The following is a 26,049-nucleotide window of genomic DNA, read 5'->3' as shown; positions in this document are numbered from 1 at the left end:
ATGCAAATTATATCAGTTGTTTATCTTTATTTTTCATTTTAGTCAAATCATTTTTTTGCAATACTTCTCTTGCAAAATTCAAATAGTTAATTGACCCTTTACATGTTGCATCATGCATAATAATTGTTTCTCCAAAACTTGGAGCTTCACCCAAGCGCGTATTTCTGTGAATAATGGTATTGAATACTAATTCTTGAAAATGTGTTTTTACTTCGTCCACGACTTGATTTGCCAACCTAAGACGGGTATCATACATTGTTAAAACAATTCCTTCTATATCTAAATCTGTATTCAATCGGGTTTGTACGATTTTTATTGTATTCAGCAATTTTCCTAATCCTTCCAAGGCAAAATACTCACATTGAACAGGGATAATAACCGAGTCAGAAGCTGTTAAAGCATTCACCGTAATCAATCCTAATGAAGGAGAACAATCGATTAAAATGAAATCATAATCATCTTTAATAGAGGCCAGCGATTGCCTTAACTTATGCTCTCTATTCGGCATATTAATCATTTCAAGCTCAGCACCAACTAAATCAATGTGCGCAGGAATAATATCAAGGTTCGGATTTTCAGTTTCAATTATTAAATCTCTTGCGTCAGATTCATTCACAAGAGAATCGTAAATACTTTTCTGAACATTTCTGGGGTCAAAACCAACGCCAGATGTTGCATTTGCCTGAGGGTCTGCATCTATAATCAGTGTCTTATATTCAAGCACGCCAAAACTAGCCCCTAAATTGATGGCTGTTGTGGTTTTTCCAACTCCTCCTTTTTGATTTGTTATTGCAATTATTTTACCCATTGAATTTTCTAATTTGAACGAAACCCAAAGATACCCAAATTATGGATAAAATTAAAAATTGTTGAAAACTTATCGAGAGGCATTGGAGGTTTTACCCCTCAAAAAAACTATTAATCAAAAGGTTGGCCACTAAAAAAACTTAAACCCAGCGGTATTTGAAGACCGCCATTATAATTTTATAGCCTGCCAAGATCGTTCCCTTGATAGTACCAGAAACTTTTGATTTTCCGATACGTTTTTTATAGTTTACCGGAACTTCAGTATAGGAATAATTTGAGCGCGCTGCTCGAAGTTGCATTTCGATGGTCCAGCCGTATGTTTTATCAGACATGCCAAGTGCCATTAATTTTTCAAACTTAATGGCTCTAAAAGGACCCAAGTCGGTATATCGAACACCGTAAAATAATTTCATTAAGCGAGTTGCCAACCAATTTCCAAATCGCTGAGGAAAGGTCATAGAACCTTTTTCTTTTTTCCCCAGAGCTCGTGATCCAATAACCAGGTCAATATCATTTGTTAGTATTGGTGCTACAACCAGTGACATTTCTTGCGGGTAATCTGAATAATCTCCATCAATAAATACTATTATATCTGGCTTTGGCACCATTTTATTCGCATACTCCATTCCTTTTAAACATGCCCAACCATAACCAGCTCTTGGCTCATCCAAAACAGTTGCTCCAGCAGCTTTTGCAACTTCTACTGTTCGATCTGTTGATGCATTATTACAAACAAGGATTGCCGATTTATCAGTTAAAGGAATATCGTCAATCACTTTACCAATAGAATGTTCCTCATTCATAGCTGGAATAATGACAACTATCTTTGGTTTGTTTACCTCTTCGACCAATTTTTTTGTTTTAGATGACAAAACTAGACATTTAATTGAAAACCATCATTTCCTAAAACAATTGGTCCTTCATTTCCGAATCGGCCTTTTTCTGGACCATTTTCTAATTTCAACACACCACGGGGACAAACCGCTGAACAAACACCGCAACCAACACAACTCGCACGCACTATATTCTGTCCTTTTTGAGCATATGCCCTGACATCAATTCCTTGTTCGCAGTAGGTTGAGCAATTGCCACATGAAATACATTGACCGCCGTTTGTCGTGATTCTAAATCTCGATTTAAATCGTTGCACTATTCCCATATAAGCCGCTAACGGGCAGCCAAAACGACACCACGATCGATTACCTAAAATGGGGTAAAACCCTGTACCAATTACACCTGCAAAAATTGTCCCAATAAAAAAACCGTAAACCTCACGAATATTGTAAGCTGAAAATCCAAATAAGATATGTTTATCTTGCATCTCAGGTCCACCGTAAATTTCGTTATAAGTATGATAACCGGTAAAAATTGTCATAATAATTGCAAATACCAGTACCAAATGTATCATCCAACGTTCCATTTTCCAAGACCATAATTTTTTATTTGATAATTGGCGAAATGGATCACCAACAGTTTCTGCCAAACCTCCGCAACCGCATACCCACGAACAATACCATCGTTTACCATAAAAATAAACGAGGGTTGGAACAATAATCACGGATAATAAAATACTCCAAACAAAAACAAATCGACCAAAAGTTCCATTTTCAATTAAGCCTTTCACATTCCAATCAAAAAGGAAGCTGTAATCCAACGGCCAAGCATTTTTTAAATCTTTTCCGGGTAAATCGAATAAAGGTAAAATTTCAACCAGCAGAAATGCAAAAACAAATTGAAAAAACACAACTGAAATTGTTCGAACAATTTGGTATTTATTGTGTCTATACTTAATGATCATTCTAACACCCATTATCGTCATTGAGATGGTGTACATAAAACCGTATAAAAACCATTGAGAAGCCTCACCACCTTCAACAAATAACCATTTAACAGGTTCAACAACAAAAATCATATTAACAATACCATAAGGCGCAATGTATAAGAGCAAGTAAAATCCGATCAACCAAGCAGCGGTAATCATTCCAATCCATCCTCGACTGGTGTTTGGATCGTGATAAATTCCATCATTTTTAATTCCTGGAGGTCCTTTGAGTTTTAAATCTGTTAATATAAAAATGAACGCCCCCAGAATAGCTAAACCAAAACTTAATAGAAAAAAAGCGAATTTATTATCCTTCACCGGTCCGTAAGCCGCAACTTTCGCAAGTTTTAATGAAAACTCTTTAGGGGAAGTGTGCATTACCTTATCCCATTGTTTATTTGCCCTGAATTCTTCATTTACATCATCATATATCCCTTTTACCGCACTACCAAAACCATAACTAGAAGTAAAATCAATGTCTATAATTTCCTTCTCAAAACGGTTTTCTAAATTATTTAATTCAGACTCTGTAAGAATATTCCTCATCATTTCATCCGACAATTTCACCCCTCCTATAAAGGGCAAAACGGTAAAAATCCCGAGACCAATAAGGAAAATTACTAAACCTATATTTTTGACTAACTTCATATTACCCTAATACTTTTTGCCACCATTTTTGTTTTAAAAGACGAATATTTTTACCTGTTTGAAGATTAAAAGAATCTAAAATCTCATTTTCGTATCGCTTATAAAATTCTGGGTCAAAATTGGCTATTCTTAGATTTGCCATAACTTCATCAATGTGCACCTTAGTTTTTAGCCATTGATTAAATAGCTCGTGTCTCATTCTCAAACCAAACACATTTATTCCGATAAAAATTTCGTTCGATTTTTCCCAGACCAGATGAATCGCAATTTCTTTAGTTGGATGCTGCCAATAAAAATCAAGTTCATTTGCAGCTCTATTGGCATTTACATTTCCATATGTTTGATATTCAATATCAAAGAATTTTGCAGAATTAAACCATGGTCCGGGTTGATAAGCTTTTCGGTTTCCGGTCAATGTAGCCGCTAATGTTTCCCCCATTATTCTACCAGTATACCACACCTGTTCGATGTTCTTGCGTCCTTCAACAGGAACTTGAAATTGCGCACAATCCCCTATCGCATATATATTGGGTAAATTAGTTTCAAAATACTGATTTACAACTATACCGCGATCAATGTTAATTGCTGAATTCTTTAACCATTCAACATTCGGTGAGACTCCTGCGGTTAAGCCAACAAATTGACAACTTATTCGTTCGCCATCTTTGGTAATTATTTCGTTTACTACCCCATTTTCATCACCAAAAATTTGATCAAGTTCAGTATTAAACCGGAGATCGATGTGGTGTTTTTGAATATGATTTGAAATTAAATTTCCTTCTTCTACAGGTAAAACACTTCCCCAAAAACGATTCTCTCTGACTAAAAATACAACTTCAATCCCTCTTGAAACTAGCATCTCCGCAAGCTCAACTCCAATTAATCCTCCTCCTACAATTACTGCCCTTTGAATTTCGTCTGCTCTTTTAGTTAAATTATCCAGGTCTTGCATGGAGTACAGACCTTGTACTCCTTTTAAATCTTGACCGGGCCATCCAAACTTATTTGGTTTTGAACCTGTTGCAATTATCAACTTATCAAATTTAATTTTTTTACCAGATTGCAACGATAATTCGGAATCGGATGCTTTAATGCCCGAAACATAGTCTTGCAATAGATCTATTCGATTTTTTTTCCAAAACCAGTCTTCGTATGGTTTAATGTCTTGTTTTCGCATGTGTCCCATAAACACATACATCAGTGCTGTTCTTGAGAAAAAATAAGGCGTTTCATCTGAAATTATTAGAAGTTCAGCATCAGATTTTTTTCTGATATGGCGGGCAGCTGTTACACCTGAAATTCCGTTTCCAATTATTACAATTTTCTGCATATCAGTAATTCTCAAATTCGTTTTTATTGTTTCTGCAACAAATTACGATTTAAGTCGCAATAATCAACGTGAACTTACTAAAGCTATTTATTTAGAATGATTCTAAACAGTTTTGAAGGTAAAACTCTGTCTTTGTGAGTGAGTATTCATCTACAGCATAGACCGTTATATTCAAGAAACCATCTGATTGCAAATTTACAACATAATCGGATTGCGGTATGGACCATGGGCATTCCTGTATCCAGCCGTTTACCGCTGAAAGTAGTTTTTCTTTATCAATATCTCCTATTTGATACACTATTTTTTTAGACATCAATTTTCCTTTTGCCTGCCTTTTAACAAACAATTCTGATGTCAACTTATGGAAAGGAATGTAAACGATTTCCTCATCCTTTGTTTTTAGGTGAATTGATGTCGTTCCAATTTTGCTAATTAAACCGATATAATTCATAAACCTTACGGGGTCATTTACTTTGTATTTATTCCCTAGTCGAAGCCATAATCCTGGAAAAAAATCTCGCCAAAAATTAAATCCAATCAATCCAACCACAAGCAGTAAAGCCGCTGTAACGAACAAGCTTTCTGTTAAAAACTGAGTAATACTAAAAAAGGCAAATAACAGCCATATAATCGTTTCCAACCGAAACAAAAACAGTTCAATTTTTGCATTTTTTTTACCCGTTTCAAAAACCGGGACGATATAGTGTCTTACTAAATAAAATGACCCGAATATCACTCCTCCAATCAACAAAAGAATGATAAAAGTATCCAATCCATAACCTAAACTAAATAATCTATTACTAAGCATAGTTCCAATCTTCTATTTTATAAACCCATTCTCTTTTAACCATTTCTCAATATACGGCCTGGATAATTTAATTAGATAAAATTCTCCTCGCTCATTTTGTTTCACAATTCCTGAGTTTTTGAGACTAAGTAATATTCGATTCACCCAATTTTTTTCTCCTTGTCCATAAATTGTATACAACTCATCTCTTGATAAGTTATAATGGATAAACAACTGATAAATCATATTCTTCCACTTGGCGTCATTTATTGTTCCAAGTCGGTGTTTATCTGGTAGGCTCATCACAATTGCATTATCCTTCTTTTCTAAAATTGAACTCAGCCAAATTTGCAGGGCTAATCCAACATTCCCTTCAGCGGCGCCATGAAACTTGAGTAAAAATTTATTTATTTTATGTACCGATAAATGTTGTTCACTCTCTTTATCCAATTGAATTTCCAAGCCGCCTATTTGATGTCTCGACCAAATAACGTCTTTGATTTGATTAGGTGTTAACGGCGGTAATATTACCGATTCGATAATTGCATTTTTAATAAAAGTATGCTGAGCCATTAATCGATACGCACTTATATTCGCTGTCAGAATAAAATAGTGTTTTGAGCTATACTTATTAATTATTCTAGTCAGCTCATTCAGTACAACATCTCCACCTGGCGCCTTTAACCACCATTGCTCAATATTCTCGAATATAATAGTTGATTTCTTGGGCAACTTATTAAAAATTTTCTGAAGGTTATCCTTAAACCCTGTTACCCGCTGAATAGCTTTTAATAAATCATCTTTTGTCCATGAACGATTTAACGGCGGTTGAATTTTATAGAGACTTCCATTTAATTCATGACTTGATATATGCGTTGTTAAATACGTTTTACCACTACCTGCTTCACCTAATATTAATATTGCACCATTAGCTCCGCTATTCAAATGGTCAATTGCAGCCTTGACCCGATCAATTTCTTGCTTCCGGTTTTCTAATGTTTTACTATCAGAAAAATAAGAGCCCTTAAATAATTGTTGATAATAAAAAGGAAGTTGAGATTGACCGCGAACCGCTTGAACAAAATTACTTATAATGCCTTGTTCACTCATTAAATTTTGATAGGAAGACTTATATTTTTCAGCCGTGTGATCCTGTTTCTTTTGTATTAAATAGTCAAAAACATTTCCTACTTTTTTCGTCGCCTTTTTATTGACACGACCTAAGCGTTCCAATATTACGTTCTTACGCTTGTGTTGTTTGACGTATTGTCGTAAGGTTTCTACTTGCTCAATAATTTGATTAATATCCAGTTCTTGCTGAATAATATTTTGACGTTCCTTTAATTCAGACTCAAACCCTTGCTGCACCAAATTAAAATCATTTTTCATTTCAATAATTTCAACGGATGCTTCTGAGATCATATCAGCCAAAGGCTTAATTTTATTGGTCGTAGAATATGAATCAATGGCTTTTTGAACTCGAATGGTCAGATGCATCATTTGACCCGATAAACGTTTTAATTGCTCATAAAACTCTTGAATTCTTTGATGTAATGGATCGACAAAATGTGTTCGTGTTAGGTAATCTGTAATTTCTTTTAAGGCAATTTTTTCAGTTTGTATTTCTTCCGCTTGAGCGTTTCTAATTCCATTAATAGATTTCGCGGTCATTAATTCTACTTCATCAGGAACTTTATTATTCATTTCCTGAATGCCATCTATTAGACGATTTATAATGGTCTCTGAATTAAAATATAATTCTTCGGAAATACGTATTGCGGAGCCCAGAATACCTTGTTCGTTTGAACTGACAATTAATTGATTTAAATTTTCAATTTGCTTTTCAACTTCCGAAAGGTTATCATTGATTTTGGTACTATAATTACTTCTCGTATATGCCGTTAGTTCATAAACCAATCCTTTAATTTTTCCAGCATATCCGATTAAATAGATTTCAGCTTGAAGGTGAAATGTAAACAGGATAACATTTCGGTACCAATAAGAGGGGAAATTATTCGTTCCTTTTCTTATTTTTTTGTACTCTCTATGGGGAAGAACGCTGTAAGTTTCTTGAATTCTTTGCAAATATTGTTTCGACAAAAATATTTTTGCTGCTTTATTGAATGCTTCTCTTTCGTTATTTCTTAATTTATGATAAAGATTTGCCGATAAGTTTAATGCTTCATCTCCTATTTGGTTCAGAGATTGATTTAAGGTTTTTTTACAGGCATTTATTTTATCAAGCTCAATACCATTGTTATCTGCTTTATCAAACAACTTCCAAATTACATCGTGTAAAATATTTTTACTTTGGTGCAATAGAATTAAATTATGATACCCAAATTCTTGTAGCGCGGAAAAATCCCCTTTTATTCCTTTGGCATACCACATTCTTTGTAAGGAGTCTCGGTACTTTATTTTTCTTTTTTTCTTATTCAGCTTTCCATGCGCATCGTAAAAATGATTTACAACAATTTTCTTTTCGAGATAAGCAATAAGTTTTTCTTTTGCATTAAAATAATCCGATACAGTTTCATCTAATCCCTCATAAACTAGTGGTAGTCTATTTTCTATGGCATCCGAATATTCATTCCTTATTTGTTCTAGGACGGTGTTTAATTTTTCTTGAATTTCTTCTCGAGTATCTTTTTCATTGATGTTCTTAAGATATTCATCCAACTTGGTGACTAGGGTTGAAAATATTTCATGGTGATAATTTTCGATGGGTTGAATTCCTTTAGCAATTAGCTCCTCCGTCATCTCCTCTAACTCCTGGTCGGTGCGGGTCAATGCGGCTTTTATTCCGTCATCTGGATAATTATCAAGTGGAATTAAAGCTGTTCGTTCAATTTCTCTCGGATTGTGCTTAAGTGTTATTGTTTCAAGCTTCAAATCAGTCTCTTCGAATTGAGAAGATGCTTTAACAAGTAAAGTTGTTCCAATTACCCCTACTAGACTGTTCGTTTTTGTCACAAAGTCTTCACGATCTTCTTCATTTATCTCTGGGATGCCTACAAAAACAAGATCTGCTTCGCTAGAGTGTATTTTCATTAATTCGTAAATCGGCTTTTTATCCAATTCATTATTAACTACTTTAATTTCGGCCTTAACTCTAAATTGTTCAATAATGGTTTTTATCCGATTTTCAACTACCTTAAATTCAACGTTTGAATCATTGGCAAGTAAAACACGAATATTTGCTTGAGACCAATCGGGAGAACTTGTAATAAACTTAGCTAAAGAAAGCATCAATTCAGCATTATTACCTACCCCTCTCCACCATAAATCAATTTTAGATTTTTTCCTGAACCCCCATCTTTCATCATAATCTAAATACAGTACATTATAATCTAATTCGATTAATTTTTCGGTCATCGCAGTGAACCACTTTGGGTCCTTTGTTTGTCCAGGCCAATCCATCATAACCGTATTTGGTTCGATTCCTGAAAAACCAAAAGTACAGGCTATACTTTCAATTCCTTTAAAGATATTTTGAACCTCTAATTTTCTACCGAAAATCCCATGTTTTTCGAGCTCTTCATCTTTAACGGCCTCCTTATTTTTTGGGAAAAGTACTTTTGCTTGAGGATTTTCATATAGATCAAAATTGGTTATAATTCCACCTTGACCAGAGACGGCTTTACTGAATTCAATCATTTTCCTGCGCTGGTCATGATTTGTACTGAATAAAAGCGTATTCGGCTTCCAATTCCGTTTATGATCATTCCCTGTTTCCATCCGTTTCAATCCCTTCTTTACAATAGTTGCCCAAACCGACTGCCAAATATCGCCTGTACCTAAAACAACCTGTTTACGAGAAAAATAGAGGTAAATACCACCAATAATTATAAAGGCAGCAATCATCGCTGGTAAATTTAATTGAGACATGACTCCAAATGTTGCAATGAAACCAAATAATCCAACCCATTTTTTAACTTTAAAAGTTGGTTTAAAGTCGGCACTTGCCCAGCTCTCTAGAAAAAATGAAAGATTAATAAAACCGTAAGCGGCCAAATAAAACATAGAAACGACTTCGGCAATAATATTCAAATCACCAATTAAAATGCCAGCTTGTGCAATAATCACTGTCAAGATTAAGGCATTTCGAGGTTCATTAGATTTCCCAACCCCTTTAGCGAATACTTTTGGCGTTAATTTGTCCACCGACATTGCCTGTAAAATTCTTGGTCCGCCTAAAATTCCACCCAAAGCAGAGGACAACGTTGCTCCCCAAACACCACAATAGACTAGAATTGGTAAAAGAGCATAATTAAAAAGTGCCTTTGGGTCATTAATTAAAGTTTCTTTATCGATGGAATAATCTAAAAAGATAGCGAGAGTAAGATAAATTACTAATCCAACAGCTATTGCTCCCATCGTTCCAATTGGAATTGCCTTTTTAGGGTTTTTCAAATCACCTGACATCGCCACGCCAGCTGTAAATCCGGTAACTGCGGGAAAAAACACTGCAAACAACGTAGCCCATGCAATTTTCTCATTGGTCACAACTGCTGCCACTACCGCTTCAGGATTATTGCCATTTCCTAAAAATAAAGCGCCTAAAGAGAGAAAGATTATTGATAAAATTATGTACTGTGATTTAATGGCAATAGAGGTACTAATAAAAGCGATAATGGTTAAAACAAGTAATGCAAGGCTACCTGTCAATCGGTATGAATTAAGAATTTTTGGACTTTTAACGAGCTCTCCTACTTCATTTTCAACATAACCAATATGCCAAAATTCGTTGAATATTTCAGCGAAACCAACTAAATACAAAGCAATACTTAGCGCAGTTGCAACAAATAAAGTAATTCCCAAAGCTCCACCAATTGGCAAACCTAAACTCCTTGATAAAACGTAATATACACCACCAGCCCCAACTTTTTTATCAGTAGCTATTGAAGAAATACTAAGACCGGTTGTGATGGAAATTAGATGCGCAAAAAGAACAATTCCTATTGCCAGCGTAAGTCCTGCATGACCAACTACCCAACCCATTCTAAGATACATAATTACCCCTAGAATTGTCAAAATTGAGGGAGTAAATACCCCTCCAAAAGTTCCAAACTTTTTACCTTCTGCCATTAATTTTAGTCTCCGATTTTGTTCTGTATCACTGAAATTTAAACATCAATACAAATAAGTTTTACAATCTTAAAAAAGATACTAAATTTAATGTTATTTTTGATTATTCTCTATAAATGGACAAGAAGAGCATTAAGTTATTGATGCTAAACAAGAGTAAACTTAGAGGTAAGAAAATGCAATTCAACGGCTAAGCAATTTAAAATGAAAAGAGTACCTATTCCAATCTTAATTCGAAAATTAAACAGCGTTTTAGACAGTTGTGTAAATGATGTTAATACAGTATTTTCTGAATTAAATGACGAGCAGTTGAATTGGCAACCGAATGAAAAAAGCTGGAGTATTGCTCAATGTCTCGCTCATTTAAACGCTTATTATCGTTATTATATTCCTGTTTTCAGAGGTAAAATTTCAAATACTCGATTTAAAGAGCCTACTGAATTTTTTAATAGTAGTCCACTAGGAATAGCGGTTTACAGATCTGTTAAACTTGGTAAAGTAAAAAATATAAAGCGTAAACTGAAATCAACTAAAGATTATAATCCTTTAGTCAATAAATCGCTTTCATTGGAAAATGTAATTGAAGAATATAAGGAGCATGTCAAAGAGTTTGGATTAGTTTTAAGCGAAGGTGCGACAATAAATTTGCGTAAAACTAAATGTCCATTATCATTAAGACCTGTAGTAAAGCTAAACTTAGGTGATGCTTTTATCTTTACAGCATTCCACAATGAAAGGCATGTCGAACAAATGAAGCGTGTTATGCGTTGCCCCGGGTTTCCGCGTTAGTCGGCGCTGATGACTGTCTTGATCGAAACTTTCTATTGAATCTATCTTGATGATTCTTTTTTAGTGAAGAAAGTGCTACAGGTATATCCTTTTTCCATCGTTTATGAGACCATAGCCAAGCATGTTTATGTTTCTTAATATCATCCTCTAAAAAAGAAATATAAGTTTGTGTGATAAAGCCATATTTCTCATTAATTGGTTGATCCGAAATTAGCTTAAGTTCCAACTCGTAATGGCCATTTTTTAATCGATTCATACTTGCATAAACCACTGCCATATTGCGTTCATTTGCTATTATTTCTGCACCAAAGAAAAACGCTGTTTCCTGATTCAAAAATTCCGTCCAAAAACAATTTTCATCTTTACCTGGAGATTGATCTCCCAAAACTAACGTAGCAGTTGGTTGATTATCATATGAATTAATAACTTCCTTATACGTATTCGCATTAACTACCTCCATTCCAAACCTGGCTCTTCTCTCATTTATTTTTTTATCCCAAAACTTATTCGATAAAGGCATACCAATGCCAATTGCCTGATGCTTGAAAATTAAATTTTGTGCCGTTATCAAAAACTCCCAATTAAAAAAATGTCCTGAAACTAAGAGGACCGACTTTCCTTCATCGTACAACTTATTCATCAATTCAGGATTTTTCACGCGCATCCTTTTCTTGAGGCTATTTTCAGAAATACTTAAGTTTTTAACTGACTCTGCCAATAAAAACGCCAAATGCTTATAAAATTTCTTTACTATAACCTCTTTTTCTTTTTGCGATAAACCTGGAAAAGAGCTATTAATGTTCTTTCTTACAACTTTTTTTCGATAGGGAATTATACGATACAATAAAAAAAACGTGAAATAGGCGAACAAGTTAATTATCGCAAATGGCAAATAAGACATTGGCAATACTACCCCATAATATATCAACTTATTAAGCAAATTTGTCTAATTAATCTCTACGAAGTTATGAATAATCCTTGAAAACTGTTCTCAACTTTTTAAGCTGACAAACTTAACTTAAAATAGTCCAGCGTATTTTAAACAGTAAATTAAAAAATGTTAATTGTTGAAGAGATTGGTAAAGAAAAAATCGAATAATATTAATTATTGGCAAAATTCATATCACCACTTTTCATTCGTTTGTAAAAATGCGCTAGCGTTCCTAACAAGTTTGACATTGCTTCAAATCCTTGCTCAGATGCTTCAGAAATTTCAACTTTTTTCAATCTTAGAATTAATTTTCCGTAAAGTGCATTAAAGGCTACTTCGACTAAATTTAAGTCACCAGCATCACTTTTTTGTTGAAATTCTTTAAGCGCTGGTAAGGCCTTTTCAAAGACCTGAAGGTATTTTTTTTCTTTGCTAATATTTATTAAGGTATTGTGCAATAATAAAAGCTCCATAAGAATTTCATTCACCTCCGACAAATGACCTTTCGTTTCAATTCTTTCACTCTTCATTTGTTTGATTAATCCTGCATACCATTTCGTATAAGCATCAATCAAATCCTCATCCTGAATTTGGGGTTGAATAACGTTATAAATTATCGCGTCTAAATCAAGGTTGTTTGCTCGAATTAAATCTTCTATCTGAAACATGTAGATAACATGCTCCGCAATATTCGTTTCTTTCGTTCTCTTCGCAATCAACATCTCTCTGAAAAATAGTTATGAAACTAGTTTAACGCATTTGTTGAGTCAATAGTAGATTTAGCGTGATAGTCTGCGTTAATCATCTCCATCAACTCTTTTGTAACATCGTATTTAGGAGCTCCATAATAAATATTTTGCCCCAGTTGATAAGATAAAACAAAATCATATCCATTTTCTTCAGCGAATTTTTTTGAGATGTCAGAAACACGAGAAATCAATTTAAACATAATTTCTTCTTGACCTTGCGCCAACTCCATCTGTGCAATTTGCTCTTTTTGCGCCATTTCTTGTTGCATTCGCATTGCATCTTCTTGATATTTCACCTGTTCATCCGGAAACAATTTAGAAGGATCACCCCATTTTTGTTGGAAGGCATTCACTTCATTTTGCAACTGTTTCATTTTTAAATCAAACTTAGATTGTGCTTCGGCACTTAATTTTTCTAATTGATCCATCATGTCAAGATTTTGCACAGAATCTGCATGGAAATAGCATATTTTTAATCCTCCAGTGTTTGAATTATTATGATGGCTATATGATGTATCCCGATCATTATTACCCTGCAGCGACTCAGCCGAAGGTCGAGTAATGAAAGAAATTATAACTAAAACCAATAATACTAGGCTAATACCCAATGAAACTTTTGCAATTGTATTTCCGTTGTTTTCCATAATGACATTAAATTCAGCGCGAAATTAATAACAATATATTAGAATCACACCGAATACAACGGATTTTTACCAGAAACTAGAATAACAAAGTACCGGTTACTGATTTCCTTTAAGACACCAGACTAACTTGCTCTGCTGTATAACTAATGAAATCAAAAGGAATTTTCACCATGTAGGCATAATCTTGTCCCACTTCAAACATATCTTCGTCGTTTTCATTATACATCCATTTAATGCGAACGTCTGTGGTACCTGCATGTAAATCATTGAGCTTATACATTAAAAACAAGATACGCTTAGAAGATGAAATATTAAAATATTCAAGGTTTATTATTAAGGTCATTTCCTTATTGGGCTGTTGCATATACTCATCAAACCAATCCAAAATTGGTGCGTAAAAACTTTCCGCATCATCTGGAACAGATTTACCTCGAATTTCAAATATATTATTTGCAGCATCGAAATGAATACTAGGGGTATTTTGAGTAGCGGCTAAGGAAAGCGTTTTCATAGTCAGCGTTTTTTAGAGAATACTAAGGTCACTATATTTATTTAATTTTGAAATACATTTTCTACTAAGCTTATCAAAAATTAGACTAAAAATGTTTTTCGTTGGATGACTTATATTTGTTAATCACTATTTTGTTTAAAATGGTAACGGAGTAAATCCTTCCCAGGGTACTGTATAATTCGTTCAATTTTCATTCCATTTTTTTTAAAAGCATGACTTATTTCTTCATTAAAATTTGCTGCAATAGAACCAACTAGTGAGAGTTTATCAACTTTAAAACCTTTTAGGTGCCTTTCATAAAAGAGTTCAAAATATTGCGTGAGTAATTCCTTTATTATAACATCACCTCTATGTTTGCACAAAATTTTAGTTAATTCACTTAGTTGTTTCAGGTTTTTCTCTAAACCCTCATTTTTAATAGCTCTATAATAATTTTGAATAAAAGAATTTTTTGTAGTTCCCAGAAAGTCTGCTATTTGAGTTTCTACTTCATGATTAAAGCGACCATTCAACCAATAAGACACCGCTATTTTTCCTAGTTCATATCCGCCACCAATATCATCAATTAGATAACCATACCCCCCTTTATAGTTCACTATTTCAGTGCCATTATAAAATCCAACTACACCTCCCGTCCCTAAAATACCAACCACCCCCTCTTTTAACCCTAAACAAGCTCGTGCCGCACCAAGTAAATCGCTATTTATCTCTGCGTAACATGAAAAATTATTAGCGAAAAATATTCTTAGATGTTCTTGATTACTTCTACTGGCCATACCACTTCCATAGAAATAAACAAGGTCATTTTTTTTAATTTCCAATCGAGATAACTCATTAAAAAAAGAGCTGTTATCCCTGTTGGGATTATACCCCGTCAAGGTTTGTGATGAAAAACTGTCCTCATTCCATTTTACTCCCTGTTCGATTTTAACAACAGTGGTCTTTGTACTACCTGAATCAAAAACTATTAAATTACTCATCAAAACAGGGATACGCAAAAGGTGAAAAATAGTTCAAAAAAAAAGCCCCGATTATAATATCGAGGCTTTAGAAACTTTTATAAAACGTACTAGGCCTGATTTTCCTTTAGGAAGTTTAATGCCGACCCTGCTTTAAACCAGTCAATTTGAGATTCATTATAAGTATGATTCAATTCGATTAAATCTTTACTTCCATCACCATGCACAACCTCTAGTGTTAATGATTTTTCAGGAGCAAAATCAACCAAATCAATAAAATTGAAGGTATCATCCTCCATTATTTTATCGTAATCATTTTCATTTGCGAATGTCAAACCAAGCATCCCTTGCTTTTTAAGGTTAGTTTCATGGATTCGTGCAAATGATTTCACAATTACAGCCCTTACTCCTAGATGACGTGGCTCCATAGCAGCATGCTCACGAGAAGATCCTTCACCATAATTATGATCACCCACAACAATAGAAGGAATTTTAGCGGCTTTATATGCTCGTGCTGTATCTGGAACAGGCATGATTTCACCATTTAATTGATTCCTAACAGCATTTGCCTCACCTCCGAAAGCATTAATCGCTCCAATTAAGCAGTTATTGGAAATATTATCCAAATGACCACGATATTTCAACCATGGGCCTGCCATCGAAATATGGTCCGTGGTGCATTTCCCAAACGCTTTAATCAATAATTTTGCCCCCATAATGTTTTTTCCATCCCAAGCATCGAACGGTGTCAATAATTGAAGTCGATCGGAATTAGGATCAACAACAACCTTAACGTTTGAGCCATCTTCTGCTGGCGCTTGATATCCATTATTTTCAACAGCAAATCCATTTGGTGGTAATTCGTAACCAGAAGGGTCTGTTAATTTAACTTCTTCTCCATTCACATTAGTTAAAGTATCTGTCATTGGATTAAAGTCTAATTTCCCAGAAATAGCAATTGCTGCTACCATCTCAGGAGAAGTAACGAATGCCATTGTATTAGGATTTCCATCCGCTCTTTTTCTAAAATTTCGATTAAAAGAGTGCACAATAGAATTTACTTCCTCTTTTTCCGCTCCTGCTCTATCCCATTGTCCAATACAAGGACCACAAGCATTTGTAAAAATAGTGGTACCATTTAAGGAATTAAAAATATCGAGCAATCCGTCTCTTTCTGAAGTATAACGAACTTGTTCTGAGCCCGGATTAATTCCTAATTGCGCTTTCGCTTCTAACCCTTTTTCTTTTGCATCTTTTACGATAGAAGCTGCACGGGTTAAATCCTCATATGAAGAGTTGGTACAAGAACCGATGAGTGCCCATTCAATATCAGTTGGCCATCCGTTTTTCGCAGCAGCATTTTTCATTTCGGCAACTGGTGTTGCTAAGTCTGGTGTGAATGGTCCATTTAAATGCGGAGTTAATTTGTCCAAATCAATTTCAATAACTTGATCAAAATATTTTTCAGGATTTGCATATACTTCCTCGTCACCCGTGAGGTGCTCTGCAACTTTATCAGCTGCATCAACCACATCTTGTCGTCCCGTTGCGGCTAAATATCTTCGCATTGATTCGTCATAACCAAAAGTTGAAGTTGTTGCTCCAATTTCAGCACCCATATTACAAATTGTACCTTTTCCAGTTGCAGACAATGATTTTGCTCCCTCTCCAAAGTACTCCACAATACAACCTGTACCACCTTTTACAGTTAAAATACCGGCTACTTTCAAAATGATATCTTTTGGAGCAGTCCAACCACTCAGTTTTCCTGTTAATTTTACACCGATCATTTTAGGAAACTTCAGCTCCCATGGCATTCCCGCCATTACATCAACAGCATCTGCTCCACCAACTCCAATTGCTACCATACCTAAACCTCCAGCGTTTACCGTATGAGAATCTGTTCCTATCATCATTCCTCCTGGGAACGCATAATTCTCCAAAACAACTTGATGAATAATTCCTGCACCTGGTTTCCAGAAACCTATTCCGTATTTATCACATACTGAGCTCAAAAAATCAAAGACTTCGCCATTTGTATGGCTTGATCGCTCTAAATCAGCTGCAGCTCCATCTTTTGCAAGAATTAGGTGATCGGCATGTGCCGTCGAAGGAACAGCTACTTTCGTTTTTCCGGCTTGCATAAATTGCAATAATGCCATTTGAGCTGTGGCATCTTGCATGGCTACTCGATCTGGATCAAAATCCACATAGGACTTCCCTCTTACATACGGTTCTGTTAAAGGGTTATCCCATAAGTGGGTATAAAGAATTTTTTCTGCTAAGGTCATCGGTTTACCTATAATTTCGCGCGCTTTCGCAATGCGATCAGGATAACGTTCATAAACCTTCTTGATCATGTCAATATCAAATGCCATAAGATATTTTTAGTTTAATTGTTAAAAATGAATTGTACACAAATTTAATCAATTTAAGCCTTATTTTAAAGTATTTAGGTGGATATCTTTCCTTTTAGATGTTGCAACATTGATTCACAACTAGTCATGAGCTTTTATTCCTCTTTATCGAATTATCATTCACTTTTACTTATCCATCAATCAGATCATCATAAAACCAAGTTACAGCGACAGAAGAACATTGATTCTCTTGTTCAGGATAAACTTTAAACGCAACCATAATTTTACCATCCTCACTCAAATAGGTAATTTCATTGACAAAATCTTTGGTTACTACTTCACTGGTAGGTTCGCCGAGTTGATCTTTTATTTCTGCTGAAGTTCTACCAAACCAAAACTGATCACATTGTTGAATTTTATATTGATTAACCGCTGTAGCAAGATCAATTTTAAAATTCTCTTCTAAACTGAGCACTTCCATAAAAACAGTTCGTACCTTATTCGTATTTGCATCTACCCAAACCTGAATCGGTACACGAGGCACACGTAAATAATAATACATGAACAATGTAGAGTCTTCTGAAAAATTACCATTGGTCATTGGACCTAGTTTTGCGGTCAATAATTCTTCTTTATCACCATATCTAAAATTCAAAAAATTTATGAAATTTTTCACCTCTCTATTTGAGCAATCTTCTCCCATTTTGGGAAGACTATCCTTATCATTGAAGTTGGCGCCCAACTCTTTTTCGGAGCCATTTTGGCATGCATATCCACAAACCAATGCGAAGAGTAAAATTGTTGCAACACCTTTAAATCTCATCTATTTTTGTATTATTTGAAAGACTAAAAGGGATAAATATACGTTCAAAAAACTATATGAACAATTCCCTCAAGGAAACACTTAGAACAATCAATTTAAGATTTTCGGTACGTTTATTGTAACTACCTTTAGTAGAACAATAAGAAAATTGTTTCCTCAAAATTTAAGAATATGTTTTTAATACAATTGAATACTTACCCCAAGAAAAAAAGAAAAAGCTCAAATTCTATTGATGAGAATTTAATAAAAATGTCCCCAAAAAGAATTCAAGCTTTGATAAGCTCTAAAAAGGATTCGTAGCAAAGACACTTACTTCTGGAATGAAACCGCGGCTATCCATTTTAAGACTAGCTATAGCAACATCTGCAATTTCTTTAGGACTTAGTTTATTTGGCTCTTGCGTTCTCTCCGAACGGTTTTCTACGTTGAATGCCGTTGGAACTTCGGAAGGATTAATTTGTATGACTCTCACATTAAACGGCCTTAATTCGGCCTGCCAACTTTGAGACATCCCCCTCAAAGCAAATTTTGAAGCCGCATAAATTGACCCCATTTTAAACCCTTTTTGGGAAGCTGTAGAAGCAATATTGACAATATCACCATAATTTTGTTTTTTGAATCGTTTCGCCGCATGTGCAGCTACTATTGCTGCTCCAAATACATTCACGTCAAAAACTTTTTGCAAATCTTCTCTTTTTAACGCATCTACCTCTGACCATCCTGCAATTCCCGCATTATTGATTACACCATCTAATTGGTCAAACTTTTCGTCAACAAATTTGTAAAGCGCCTCAATCTCTTCATCTTTTACCACATCTGCATGAAATGGAATGGCACTTATCGCATTCGCCACTTCATTTAATTTATTTTCATCTCTTCCCGTAATTACAACTTTAGCACCTTCATTAATTAGTGCCTCAGCCATTGCTTTACCAAGTCCCGAACTACCGCCGGTGACAATGTAAACTTTATCTTTTAATTCCATAATTTAGTTTTAATACAGTTTTATCAAAGTTCGGGATTTAAAAACGGAACAACCTGTTAAGAAGGGATATTTTTTTAAAAAAAGTTGAAGCAAGAATTAAATGCGAAATAAAAAGAACAATCCAATAAGCAAACGTTGAACACTGAAAATCAACCTCATGAAAACCTTGAAAAATCCTAAAAAAAACACTATCTTTGCAGCACTTAATTCAGAAAGGTATGTCAAAGGAAAATGAAGTATTAAATTCATTAGATCAACACTATAAAACTACAGTATTAGAAGATTTTAAGCTCGCTAGAATTTCTCGAGAGACTTCTTTATTAGGGCGAAGAGAGGTTTTAGGCGGTAAAGCAAAATTTGGAATATTTGGAGATGGTAAAGAAATAGCTCAAATTGCGATGGCAAAACAGTTTAGGAATGGAGATTTCCGATCTGGTTACTACCGCGATCAAACATTTATGATGGCAATTGGCGCTTTAAGTGTAAGAGAATATTTTGCTGCCTTGTATGCACATACAGATATTAATGTGGAGCCGGCTTCTGGAGGTCGACAAATGGGAGGTCACTTTTCGACTCGAAGTTTGAACGAAGATGGGTCTTGGAAAAATTTGATGGAACAAAAAAACAGTTCTGCTGACATTTCCCCAACTGCAGGTCAAATGCCACGTTTAGTTGGTCTAGCATTAGCCTCTAAGGTTTATCGAAAAGATAAGGCTTTGCACGATATGACCAACTTTACGAACAAAGGAAATGAAGTTGCTTTTGGAACGATTGGTGATGCTAGTACATCCGAAGGACCTTTTTGGGAATCAATGAATGCGGCAGGTGTTTTACAAATACCTTTTGCGATGAGTGTTTGGGATGATGGATACGGAATTTCAGTTCCCAAGAAATATCAAACAACAAAAGGCAGTATATCCGATGCCTTATCTGGAATGCAACGAACTAAAGATAAACCTGGTTTTGAGATTTTTAAAACAAAAGGTTGGGATTATCCAGATTTATGCGAAACTTATGAAAAGGCAATCAAGTTATGTCGTGAAGAACACGTTCCAGTCTTAATTCATGTTGAAGAAGTTAATCAACCTCAAGGACATTCAACTTCGGGATCACATGAACGTTATAAATCGAATGATCGTTTAGCTTGGGAGAGTGAAATGGACTGTATAGAAAAATTTAAGGAATTTATTCTTTCCAGTGGAATTGCTGAGGTCGAGGAATTAGAAGCTATTGAAAAAGACGCGAAAAAATATGTAAGAGAAGAGAAAGGAAAAGCATGGAAAGCCTTTAATGCTTTAATTGACAATGATTTTAACGAAGTTATTGGTCTTTTAAATCAAATGGCAAATGAAAGTTCAAATGGGGTTTTTATTCAAAAAATCGCTGACGACTTGAAACAAACCATGGGACCAATTAAAAAAGATATATTCTCTGCTGCAAGAAAAGCTTTACGTTTTATGCGCGGTGAAGAGTCTACCGGTAAAACTGCTTTAATTGATTGGTTGAATCGTGGTATGGATAGTAATGATGATCAGTACTCATCGCATCTCTACTCTCAATCGAAGGATGCCGTTAAAAATATTCCTATCGTTGATCCCGTTTATGGTACTGATGAAAAAATCGATGGGCGTCTTGTGCTTAGAGATAATTTTGACGCATTATTTTCTAAACATCCTGAAGTTTTAACATTTGGAGAGGATGTTGGAAAAATTGGTGGAGTGAATCAGAGTATGGAAGGGATGCAAGAAAAATTTGGTGAACTTCGAGTATCTGATACTGGAATTCGTGAATGCACAATAATTGGGCAAGGAATAGGAATGGCAATGCGTGGACTACGTCCGATAGCGGAAATACAGTATTTAGATTATTTATTGTACGCTATTCAAATCATGAGTGACGATCTAGCAACGGTACAATACAGAACTAAAGGCGGGCAAAAAGCACCTTTAATAATTAGAACAAGAGGACACCGGTTAGAAGGTATTTGGCACTCAGGTTCCCCGATGGGAATGATTTTAAATGCCATTCGAGGAATGTACGTTTGCGTGCCAAGAAACATGACTAAAGCTGCAGGGTTTTACAATTTGCTAATTCAAGCAGACGAACCTGCCTTGGTTGTTGAACCTTTAAATGGATACCGATCAAAAGAAAATCGACCGGATAACTTGACCGAATTCACGACAGCAATTGGTGAAATTGAAACAGTTGTTGAAGGTGATGATATAACAATGGTTTCATATGGTTCTACATTCAATATTTGTCAAGAAGTGGTTAAACAATTGGCAGAAGTAGAAATATCAGTTGAGTTAATTGATGCTCAATCATTAATTCCATTTGATACCAAACATGAGGTTGCCGAATCGCTTTCAAAAACGAACCGCCTTGTTATTGTAGACGAAGATGTTTCAAGTGGAGCAACTGCCTACTTATTGGATCAGATTTTAGTGAAACAAAAAGGCTATTATCATTTAGACTCTGAACCACTAACCATTTCAGCTAAAGATCACCGACCTGCATACAGCACGGATGGCGATTATTTTAGTAAACCAAATGCTGAATCAATCTTTGATGAAGTTTATGCATTAATGCATGAAGCAGAACCGAATAAATATCCAAAAATTTATTAAAAATAGACTATGAAGTTAGCTACACTAAAAGATATGAGTAGAGACGGTAAATTACTTGTCGTTTCTAAAAACCTAAAAAAAGCAATACATGCTAAGAGTGCACCTACTATGCAATCAGCGTTAGACGACTGGGATAATGTTGCACCTCGATTAAAGGAAGAATACGATCAGTTAAACGCTGGCAATGCTGAAGCTGCATTTGATTTTGACGAAACAGCTTGTACATCCCCTCTTCCGAGAGCGCCACAATGGCTAGATGGATCGGCTTATGTTAACCATGTAGAATTAGTTCGTAAAGCTAGAAATGCGGAGATGCCACCAAGTTTTTGGGAAGATCCGTTAATGTATCAAGGAGGATCTGATACATTTCTTGCACCGCATGAAAACATCAAAATGGAGTCTACTGATTGGGGCATTGACATGGAGGCTGAAACGGCCGTTATTCTCGGTGATGTTCCAATGGGTGCTAAAAAAGAGAAAACGTTGGATTATGTGCGTTTAATTATGTTAGTGAACGATGTTTCATTAAGAGGGTTAATTCCTCAAGAACTTGGAAAAGGCTTTGGATTTGTTCAGTCCAAACCTTCTAGCGCATTTTCTCCTGTCGCGATTACACCAGATGAATTAGGTGATGCATGGAAGGACGGTAAAGTTAATTTACCAATTTCTGTTGATTTAAATGACCTTCCTTTAGGTAGAGTTCACGCAGGTGTTGATATGACCTTTAATTTTGGGAAATTAATTGAACACGCAGCTAAAACGAGACCGCTAAGTGCTGGTACAATTATTGGTTCCGGAACTATATCAAATAAGGATAAAGACGGTGGCCCTGGTAAGCCGATTGTTCAAGGTGGTTTAGGTTACTGCTGCCTAGCGGAGGAGAGAATGGTTGAAACTATTTTAGATGGAAAGCCGTCAACTCCTTTTATGCAATTTGGCGATAATGTTAAGATTTATATGAATGATGAGGATGGGAACTCTATATTTGGTATGATGAACCAAGATGTTGAGAAATACAATCCTCCAGCATAAAAACATATAATATTATAATTGAAAAGGGGCTTCGCAAAAATGCAAAGTCCCTTTTTTTAATTGAATCAATTCAGTTTTCATTTCATTAAAAAACCCGATGAATATTCATCGGGTCGGTTCATAAATTATTTTTCACACCGTATTTTGGTTAAATTCTTAGTGCAGATTTATTTAAATTAATTTCATTCATTAGTTTATCGGAAAAACCATAGCTCCCTTTATGGGCAATTACTCTGAAATTTCTATTTTTCAACTCTGCTAAGGTCTTTAGAAACTTCCATTTTGTTTTTAGCAACGGAATGTCTTGAGATTTTAATCCGACCTCAATATACTGCACTCGACCATTGTTCTCAGCGACAATATCTGGTGTAATTTCGATACCTTTCGAAGGCATTTTAAAGGATTTCGGCGTTTCGTAACCGTCTATATCCGCTTTAATATTTTCGTACCCTTTATCTTCGAGATAGTTAATTGTCTTTTCAATTAATGCCTTATGTTCTTGTTTTTCGTCTAAAATCATAACTGCATTATACTAAATATTTTCTGTATTGTCAAATTTTTACCGATATTGTTAAGTAAAAACCAAAACTAATTAAAAAATGAGATTCTTTAAATTACTTTTAACAATTATTCCTTTAGGGGTATTTGGACAGGAAATAATTGAGATAGAAAGTCATCCACTACCGATAGAAGTTCAGGAAACATCAGGATTAATCTTATTTGAAGATCGTATGATTACACATAATGATTCTGGTGATGGTCCAACACTTTATGAAATAGATCCATTAACCGCATTAATTACTAGACGTGTTCATATAGCTAATGCAGAATCAAATGATTGGGAAGATATTTGTAAAGATGAAGAATTTATATACATTGGCGATTTTGGAAATAATGCTGGTATTCGAACCGACTTAAGAATATACCGAATTTCAATTTACGAATATGAGCACAGTGAAAACGATACTATTTATTGTGATACAATTCAGTTTAGTTATGCTGATCAAACCAGCTTTGAACCTGCGCTTTACGAGACAAACTTTGATGCCGAAGCATTTATTTCTAAAGGTGATAGCCTCTATATTTTTACAAAGAACTGGGGTAATTTTAAATCAAATATCTATCCAGTTTCCAAGTACCCTGGAACATATGAGTTACACAAAACAGATTCTATAAATTCAGAAGGTTTAGTAACAGCAGCAGATTATGACCCTATTACAAAACGCTTAGTATTAATAGGGTATCAAATCTTTGACGATTTCATCCTCTATTGCCCAGAATTAGGTGACTCTCCTTTATCTTCTCATTCTTTTACAAGATTTAACCCCGATTTGAGTGGGTCGATACAAATTGAAGGAGTAACTCTGTCCGATAGTCACACAATGTACATTAGTTCGGAACAAAAAGATTCAGATCCTGCTATTTTATCGCATCTTAAAATCATTGATACATCCAACAATAGCGAGCTTCATAAATTTGACAATAAGCGAAGTATTAAACGTATAAACAGTAATGAGTACCATCTTGAGTTCAAATTCGAATCTTACCAAATTTTTAATCAATCGGGCAGCGAATTAATCCATTCAAAAAACGAAATAATTGATTTATCGAATTACCCAAGCGGCATTTACATTCTACATATCCAATTCTGGGATGAAGAACCCTACTCTATACAAATAGTTAACTATTAGCGATTTTGTTTCCAAGCGCTATACTCATCCAACACTTTTTTTGGAGAAGCATTATTTTTAAGCTCGTTAAATACGCCATAAGTCATTTCCGCGATATTTGATTCAACAGGCGTTCTAAGCATTTCTGGTTTAAAATGATCTCCTACAAAATTAATCGTAAAATTACCATTTCTGAATTCAGGATGATTAATAGCGAAACGACAGAATCCCATCGTTGTACTGAACCCTGCAATTTCATAATCATCAATTGCTTGTATTGTTTTTTCAATAGCCTCTTCACGAGTTTCTCCGTAGACGATAAGTTTAGCTATCATTGGGTCATAATTTAAAGGAATTTTCATTCCTTGCTCGTATCCATCATCCACACGAATACCTAAACCAACAGGACGTTTATAATGAACCAGCGTTCCTAAATCTGGTAAAAAGTCATTCATAGGATCTTCTGCATAAACGCGAATTTCGATTGCATGGCCTTTCAACTGTACTTCTTCTTGGGTATATGATAAAGCTTCGCCACGGGCCACTTTAATTTGTTCTTCAACCAAATCGAGTCCTGTAATCATTTCTGTTACTGGGTGTTCAACCTGTAGTCTGGTATTCATTTCCAGAAAATAGAAATTTTTATCTTTATCCAATAAAAACTCAACTGTACCTACACCTTCATAATCACAAGATTTAGCAACATTAATTGCTGCTTGCCCCATTCGTTCTCTTAATTCTTGATCCACTACTGGAGATGGAGCTTCTTCTACTACTTTTTGATGACGTCTTTGAATTGAACACTCTCTTTCATTCAAATGTAGAACATTACCATGCTGATCTGCAATAATCTGAATTTCAATATGCTTAGGTTGTTGAACAAATTTCTCAATAAATACAGCCCCATTTCCAAAAGAAGAAATAGCTTCAGAAACTGCACGGTCGAATTGACTTTCAAATTCGGCACTATTTTCAACAACACGCATCCCTTTACCTCCTCCTCCTGCAGAAGCTTTAATCAAAATTGGGTAACCTATAGACTCTGCTATAGACTTACCTTCTGCAATATCGGTAATCGCTTCATCTGTACCCGGAACCATTGGTACATCAAAGGCTTTTACAGCTTGTTTAGCATCCAGTTTATCACCCATTACATTTATTGCTTTAATGGATGGTCCGATAAATTTAATTCCTGCCTCTGCTACTTTTTCAGCAAAGACCGCATTCTCAGACAAAAATCCGTAAGCAGGGTGTATACCGTCTGTATTAGTTTGTAGCGCTATTTTTAGAATTTTATCCATGTTTAGATAGCTCTCAGAAGGCGTTGCTTCACCAAGACAATAAGCTTCATCAGCAAATTTAACGAATGGAGCATCACTATCTACGTCAGAATAAACAGCTACACTTTGGATGTTCAACCTCTTCAATGTACGCATAATACGCAAGGCAATTTCACCTCTATTTGCTACTAATACTTTTTTCATTTTACT

General features: G+C 35.0%; 20 protein-coding genes. 4 read left to right on the top strand and 16 right to left on the bottom strand.

The window, feature by feature from the left end:
- Nucleotides 1–7: 7 nt before the first annotated feature.
- The 6 genes from A8143_RS12770 to A8143_RS12745 all read right to left on the bottom strand — a co-directional run bounded on the left by A8143_RS12770 (nucleotide 8) and on the right by A8143_RS12745 (nucleotide 10,482).
- A complete protein-coding gene (locus A8143_RS12770; protein WP_070138302.1) occupies nucleotides 8–808 on the bottom strand; it encodes a ParA family protein in 801 nt (266 codons plus the stop codon).
- Between the two features lie 139 nt (nucleotides 809–947).
- Complete coding sequence (locus A8143_RS12765; protein WP_262485623.1) at nucleotides 948–1,679, bottom strand: glycosyltransferase family 2 protein; 732 nt, start codon at nucleotides 1,677–1,679, stop codon at nucleotides 948–950.
- Between the two features lie 2 nt (nucleotides 1,680–1,681).
- Nucleotides 1,682–3,277 (bottom strand): 4Fe-4S binding protein, encoded by a 1,596-nt coding sequence (locus tag A8143_RS12760; RefSeq protein ID WP_070138301.1) that lies wholly within the window; start codon nucleotides 3,275–3,277, stop codon nucleotides 1,682–1,684.
- A 1-nt stretch (nucleotide 3,278) separates the two neighbouring features.
- The gene (locus A8143_RS12755) at nucleotides 3,279–4,607 is read right to left on the bottom strand and encodes an NAD(P)/FAD-dependent oxidoreductase (RefSeq protein ID WP_070138300.1); all 1,329 of its coding nucleotides are present in this window, start codon (nucleotides 4,605–4,607) and stop codon (nucleotides 3,279–3,281) included.
- Nucleotides 4,608–4,698: 91 nt separating this feature from the next.
- On the bottom strand, nucleotides 4,699–5,415 hold the full coding sequence (locus A8143_RS12750) for a mechanosensitive ion channel domain-containing protein (RefSeq protein ID WP_070138299.1): 717 nt from the start codon (nucleotides 5,413–5,415) through the stop codon (nucleotides 4,699–4,701).
- Nucleotides 5,416–5,427: 12 nt separating this feature from the next.
- On the bottom strand, nucleotides 5,428–10,482 hold the full coding sequence (locus tag A8143_RS12745; RefSeq protein ID WP_070138298.1) for an amino acid permease: 5,055 nt from the start codon (nucleotides 10,480–10,482) through the stop codon (nucleotides 5,428–5,430).
- 204 nt (nucleotides 10,483–10,686) lie between these two features.
- Here A8143_RS12745 and A8143_RS12740 point away from each other — a divergent pair, with 204 nt between their 5' ends.
- The gene (locus A8143_RS12740; RefSeq protein ID WP_070138297.1) at nucleotides 10,687–11,271 is read left to right on the top strand and encodes a DinB family protein; all 585 of its coding nucleotides are present in this window, start codon (nucleotides 10,687–10,689) and stop codon (nucleotides 11,269–11,271) included.
- Here A8143_RS12740 and A8143_RS12735 read toward each other — a convergent pair.
- The 8 genes from A8143_RS12735 to A8143_RS12700 all read right to left on the bottom strand — a co-directional run bounded on the left by A8143_RS12735 (nucleotide 11,243) and on the right by A8143_RS12700 (nucleotide 19,230).
- Nucleotides 11,243–12,211: a lysophospholipid acyltransferase family protein gene (locus A8143_RS12735; protein WP_139134351.1), complete on the bottom strand. Its 969-nt coding sequence runs from the start codon at nucleotides 12,209–12,211 to the stop codon at nucleotides 11,243–11,245. The two genes, A8143_RS12740 and A8143_RS12735, sit on opposite strands and share 29 nt — an antisense overlap.
- Before the next feature lie 161 nt (nucleotides 12,212–12,372).
- Nucleotides 12,373–12,924 (bottom strand): DUF4924 family protein, encoded by a 552-nt coding sequence (locus A8143_RS12730; RefSeq protein WP_070138295.1) that lies wholly within the window; start codon nucleotides 12,922–12,924, stop codon nucleotides 12,373–12,375.
- 23 nt (nucleotides 12,925–12,947) lie between these two features.
- Nucleotides 12,948–13,595, bottom strand: a complete 648-nt coding sequence (locus A8143_RS12725; protein ID WP_070138294.1) for an OmpH family outer membrane protein — start codon at nucleotides 13,593–13,595, stop codon at nucleotides 12,948–12,950.
- 109 nt (nucleotides 13,596–13,704) lie between these two features.
- A complete protein-coding gene (locus A8143_RS12720) occupies nucleotides 13,705–14,106 on the bottom strand; it encodes a DUF1987 domain-containing protein (protein WP_070138293.1) in 402 nt (133 codons plus the stop codon).
- Between the two features lie 119 nt (nucleotides 14,107–14,225).
- The gene (locus tag A8143_RS12715; protein ID WP_070138292.1) at nucleotides 14,226–15,086 is read right to left on the bottom strand and encodes a hypothetical protein; all 861 of its coding nucleotides are present in this window, start codon (nucleotides 15,084–15,086) and stop codon (nucleotides 14,226–14,228) included.
- Nucleotides 15,087–15,175: 89 nt separating this feature from the next.
- Complete coding sequence (locus tag A8143_RS12710) at nucleotides 15,176–17,443, bottom strand: aconitate hydratase (protein ID WP_070138291.1); 2,268 nt, start codon at nucleotides 17,441–17,443, stop codon at nucleotides 15,176–15,178.
- 169 nt (nucleotides 17,444–17,612) lie between these two features.
- Entirely contained in the window at nucleotides 17,613–18,245 is a 633-nt protein-coding gene (locus tag A8143_RS12705; protein WP_070138290.1) for a hypothetical protein, read from the bottom strand.
- Nucleotides 18,246–18,528: 283 nt separating this feature from the next.
- Nucleotides 18,529–19,230 (bottom strand): SDR family oxidoreductase, encoded by a 702-nt coding sequence (locus A8143_RS12700; protein WP_070138289.1) that lies wholly within the window; start codon nucleotides 19,228–19,230, stop codon nucleotides 18,529–18,531.
- A gap of 218 nt (nucleotides 19,231–19,448) precedes the next feature.
- On the opposite strand from A8143_RS12700, the gene A8143_RS12695 reads away from it, so the two are divergent.
- Entirely contained in the window at nucleotides 19,449–21,857 is a 2,409-nt protein-coding gene (locus tag A8143_RS12695; RefSeq protein ID WP_070138288.1) for an alpha-ketoacid dehydrogenase subunit alpha/beta, read from the top strand.
- Nucleotides 21,858–21,866: 9 nt separating this feature from the next.
- Nucleotides 21,867–22,889 (top strand): fumarylacetoacetate hydrolase family protein, encoded by a 1,023-nt coding sequence (locus A8143_RS12690; protein ID WP_070138287.1) that lies wholly within the window; start codon nucleotides 21,867–21,869, stop codon nucleotides 22,887–22,889.
- 148 nt (nucleotides 22,890–23,037) lie between these two features.
- On the opposite strand, the gene A8143_RS12685 is transcribed toward A8143_RS12690, so the two are convergent.
- A complete protein-coding gene (locus A8143_RS12685; RefSeq protein ID WP_070138286.1) occupies nucleotides 23,038–23,409 on the bottom strand; it encodes a hypothetical protein in 372 nt (123 codons plus the stop codon).
- A 79-nt stretch (nucleotides 23,410–23,488) separates the two neighbouring features.
- Here A8143_RS12685 and A8143_RS12680 point away from each other — a divergent pair, with 79 nt between their 5' ends.
- Nucleotides 23,489–24,580: an SdiA-regulated/phytase-like domain-containing protein gene (locus A8143_RS12680; RefSeq protein ID WP_070138285.1), complete on the top strand. Its 1,092-nt coding sequence runs from the start codon at nucleotides 23,489–23,491 to the stop codon at nucleotides 24,578–24,580.
- Here A8143_RS12680 and A8143_RS12675 read toward each other — a convergent pair.
- A complete protein-coding gene (locus A8143_RS12675) occupies nucleotides 24,577–26,043 on the bottom strand; it encodes an acetyl-CoA carboxylase biotin carboxylase subunit (RefSeq protein WP_070138284.1) in 1,467 nt (488 codons plus the stop codon). The genes A8143_RS12680 and A8143_RS12675 overlap by 4 nt on opposite strands.
- Nucleotides 26,044–26,049: the final 6 nt, after the last annotated feature.

The sequence above is a fragment of the Crocinitomix algicola genome (assembly GCF_001661595.2).
GTDB lineage: Bacteria > Bacteroidota > Bacteroidia > Flavobacteriales_D > Crocinitomicaceae > Crocinitomix > Crocinitomix algicola.
The sequence above is the reverse complement of the archived record's forward strand: the minus strand, read 5'-3'. Positions and strand labels throughout refer to the sequence as shown.

Excerpts from the sequence above, each read along its gene's own strand:
- A8143_RS12770 (WP_070138302.1), bottom strand. The coding sequence starts at position 808 with ATGGGTAAAATAATTGCAATAACAAATCAAAAAGGAGGAGTTGGAAAA.
- A8143_RS12760 (WP_070138301.1), bottom strand. The coding sequence starts at position 3,277 with ATGAAGTTAGTCAAAAATATAGGTTTAGTAATTTTCCTTATTGGTCTC.
- A8143_RS12755 (WP_070138300.1), bottom strand. The coding sequence starts at position 4,607 with ATGCAGAAAATTGTAATAATTGGAAACGGAATTTCAGGTGTAACAGCT.
- A8143_RS12750 (WP_070138299.1), bottom strand. The coding sequence starts at position 5,415 with ATGCTTAGTAATAGATTATTTAGTTTAGGTTATGGATTGGATACTTTT.
- A8143_RS12745 (WP_070138298.1), bottom strand. The coding sequence starts at position 10,482 with ATGGCAGAAGGTAAAAAGTTTGGAACTTTTGGAGGGGTATTTACTCCC.
- A8143_RS12740 (WP_070138297.1), top strand. The coding sequence starts at position 10,687 with ATGAAAAGAGTACCTATTCCAATCTTAATTCGAAAATTAAACAGCGTT.
- A8143_RS12730 (WP_070138295.1), bottom strand. The coding sequence starts at position 12,924 with ATGTTGATTGCGAAGAGAACGAAAGAAACGAATATTGCGGAGCATGTT.
- A8143_RS12725 (WP_070138294.1), bottom strand. The coding sequence starts at position 13,595 with ATGGAAAACAACGGAAATACAATTGCAAAAGTTTCATTGGGTATTAGC.
- A8143_RS12720 (WP_070138293.1), bottom strand. The coding sequence starts at position 14,106 with ATGAAAACGCTTTCCTTAGCCGCTACTCAAAATACCCCTAGTATTCAT.
- A8143_RS12715 (WP_070138292.1), bottom strand. The coding sequence starts at position 15,086 with ATGAGTAATTTAATAGTTTTTGATTCAGGTAGTACAAAGACCACTGTT.
- A8143_RS12710 (WP_070138291.1), bottom strand. The coding sequence starts at position 17,443 with ATGGCATTTGATATTGACATGATCAAGAAGGTTTATGAACGTTATCCT.
- A8143_RS12705 (WP_070138290.1), bottom strand. The coding sequence starts at position 18,245 with ATGAGATTTAAAGGTGTTGCAACAATTTTACTCTTCGCATTGGTTTGT.
- A8143_RS12700 (WP_070138289.1), bottom strand. The coding sequence starts at position 19,230 with ATGGAATTAAAAGATAAAGTTTACATTGTCACCGGCGGTAGTTCGGGA.
- A8143_RS12695 (WP_070138288.1), top strand. The coding sequence starts at position 19,449 with ATGTCAAAGGAAAATGAAGTATTAAATTCATTAGATCAACACTATAAA.
- A8143_RS12690 (WP_070138287.1), top strand. The coding sequence starts at position 21,867 with ATGAAGTTAGCTACACTAAAAGATATGAGTAGAGACGGTAAATTACTT.
- A8143_RS12685 (WP_070138286.1), bottom strand. The coding sequence starts at position 23,409 with ATGATTTTAGACGAAAAACAAGAACATAAGGCATTAATTGAAAAGACA.
- A8143_RS12680 (WP_070138285.1), top strand. The coding sequence starts at position 23,489 with ATGAGATTCTTTAAATTACTTTTAACAATTATTCCTTTAGGGGTATTT.
- A8143_RS12675 (WP_070138284.1), bottom strand. The coding sequence starts at position 26,043 with ATGAAAAAAGTATTAGTAGCAAATAGAGGTGAAATTGCCTTGCGTATT.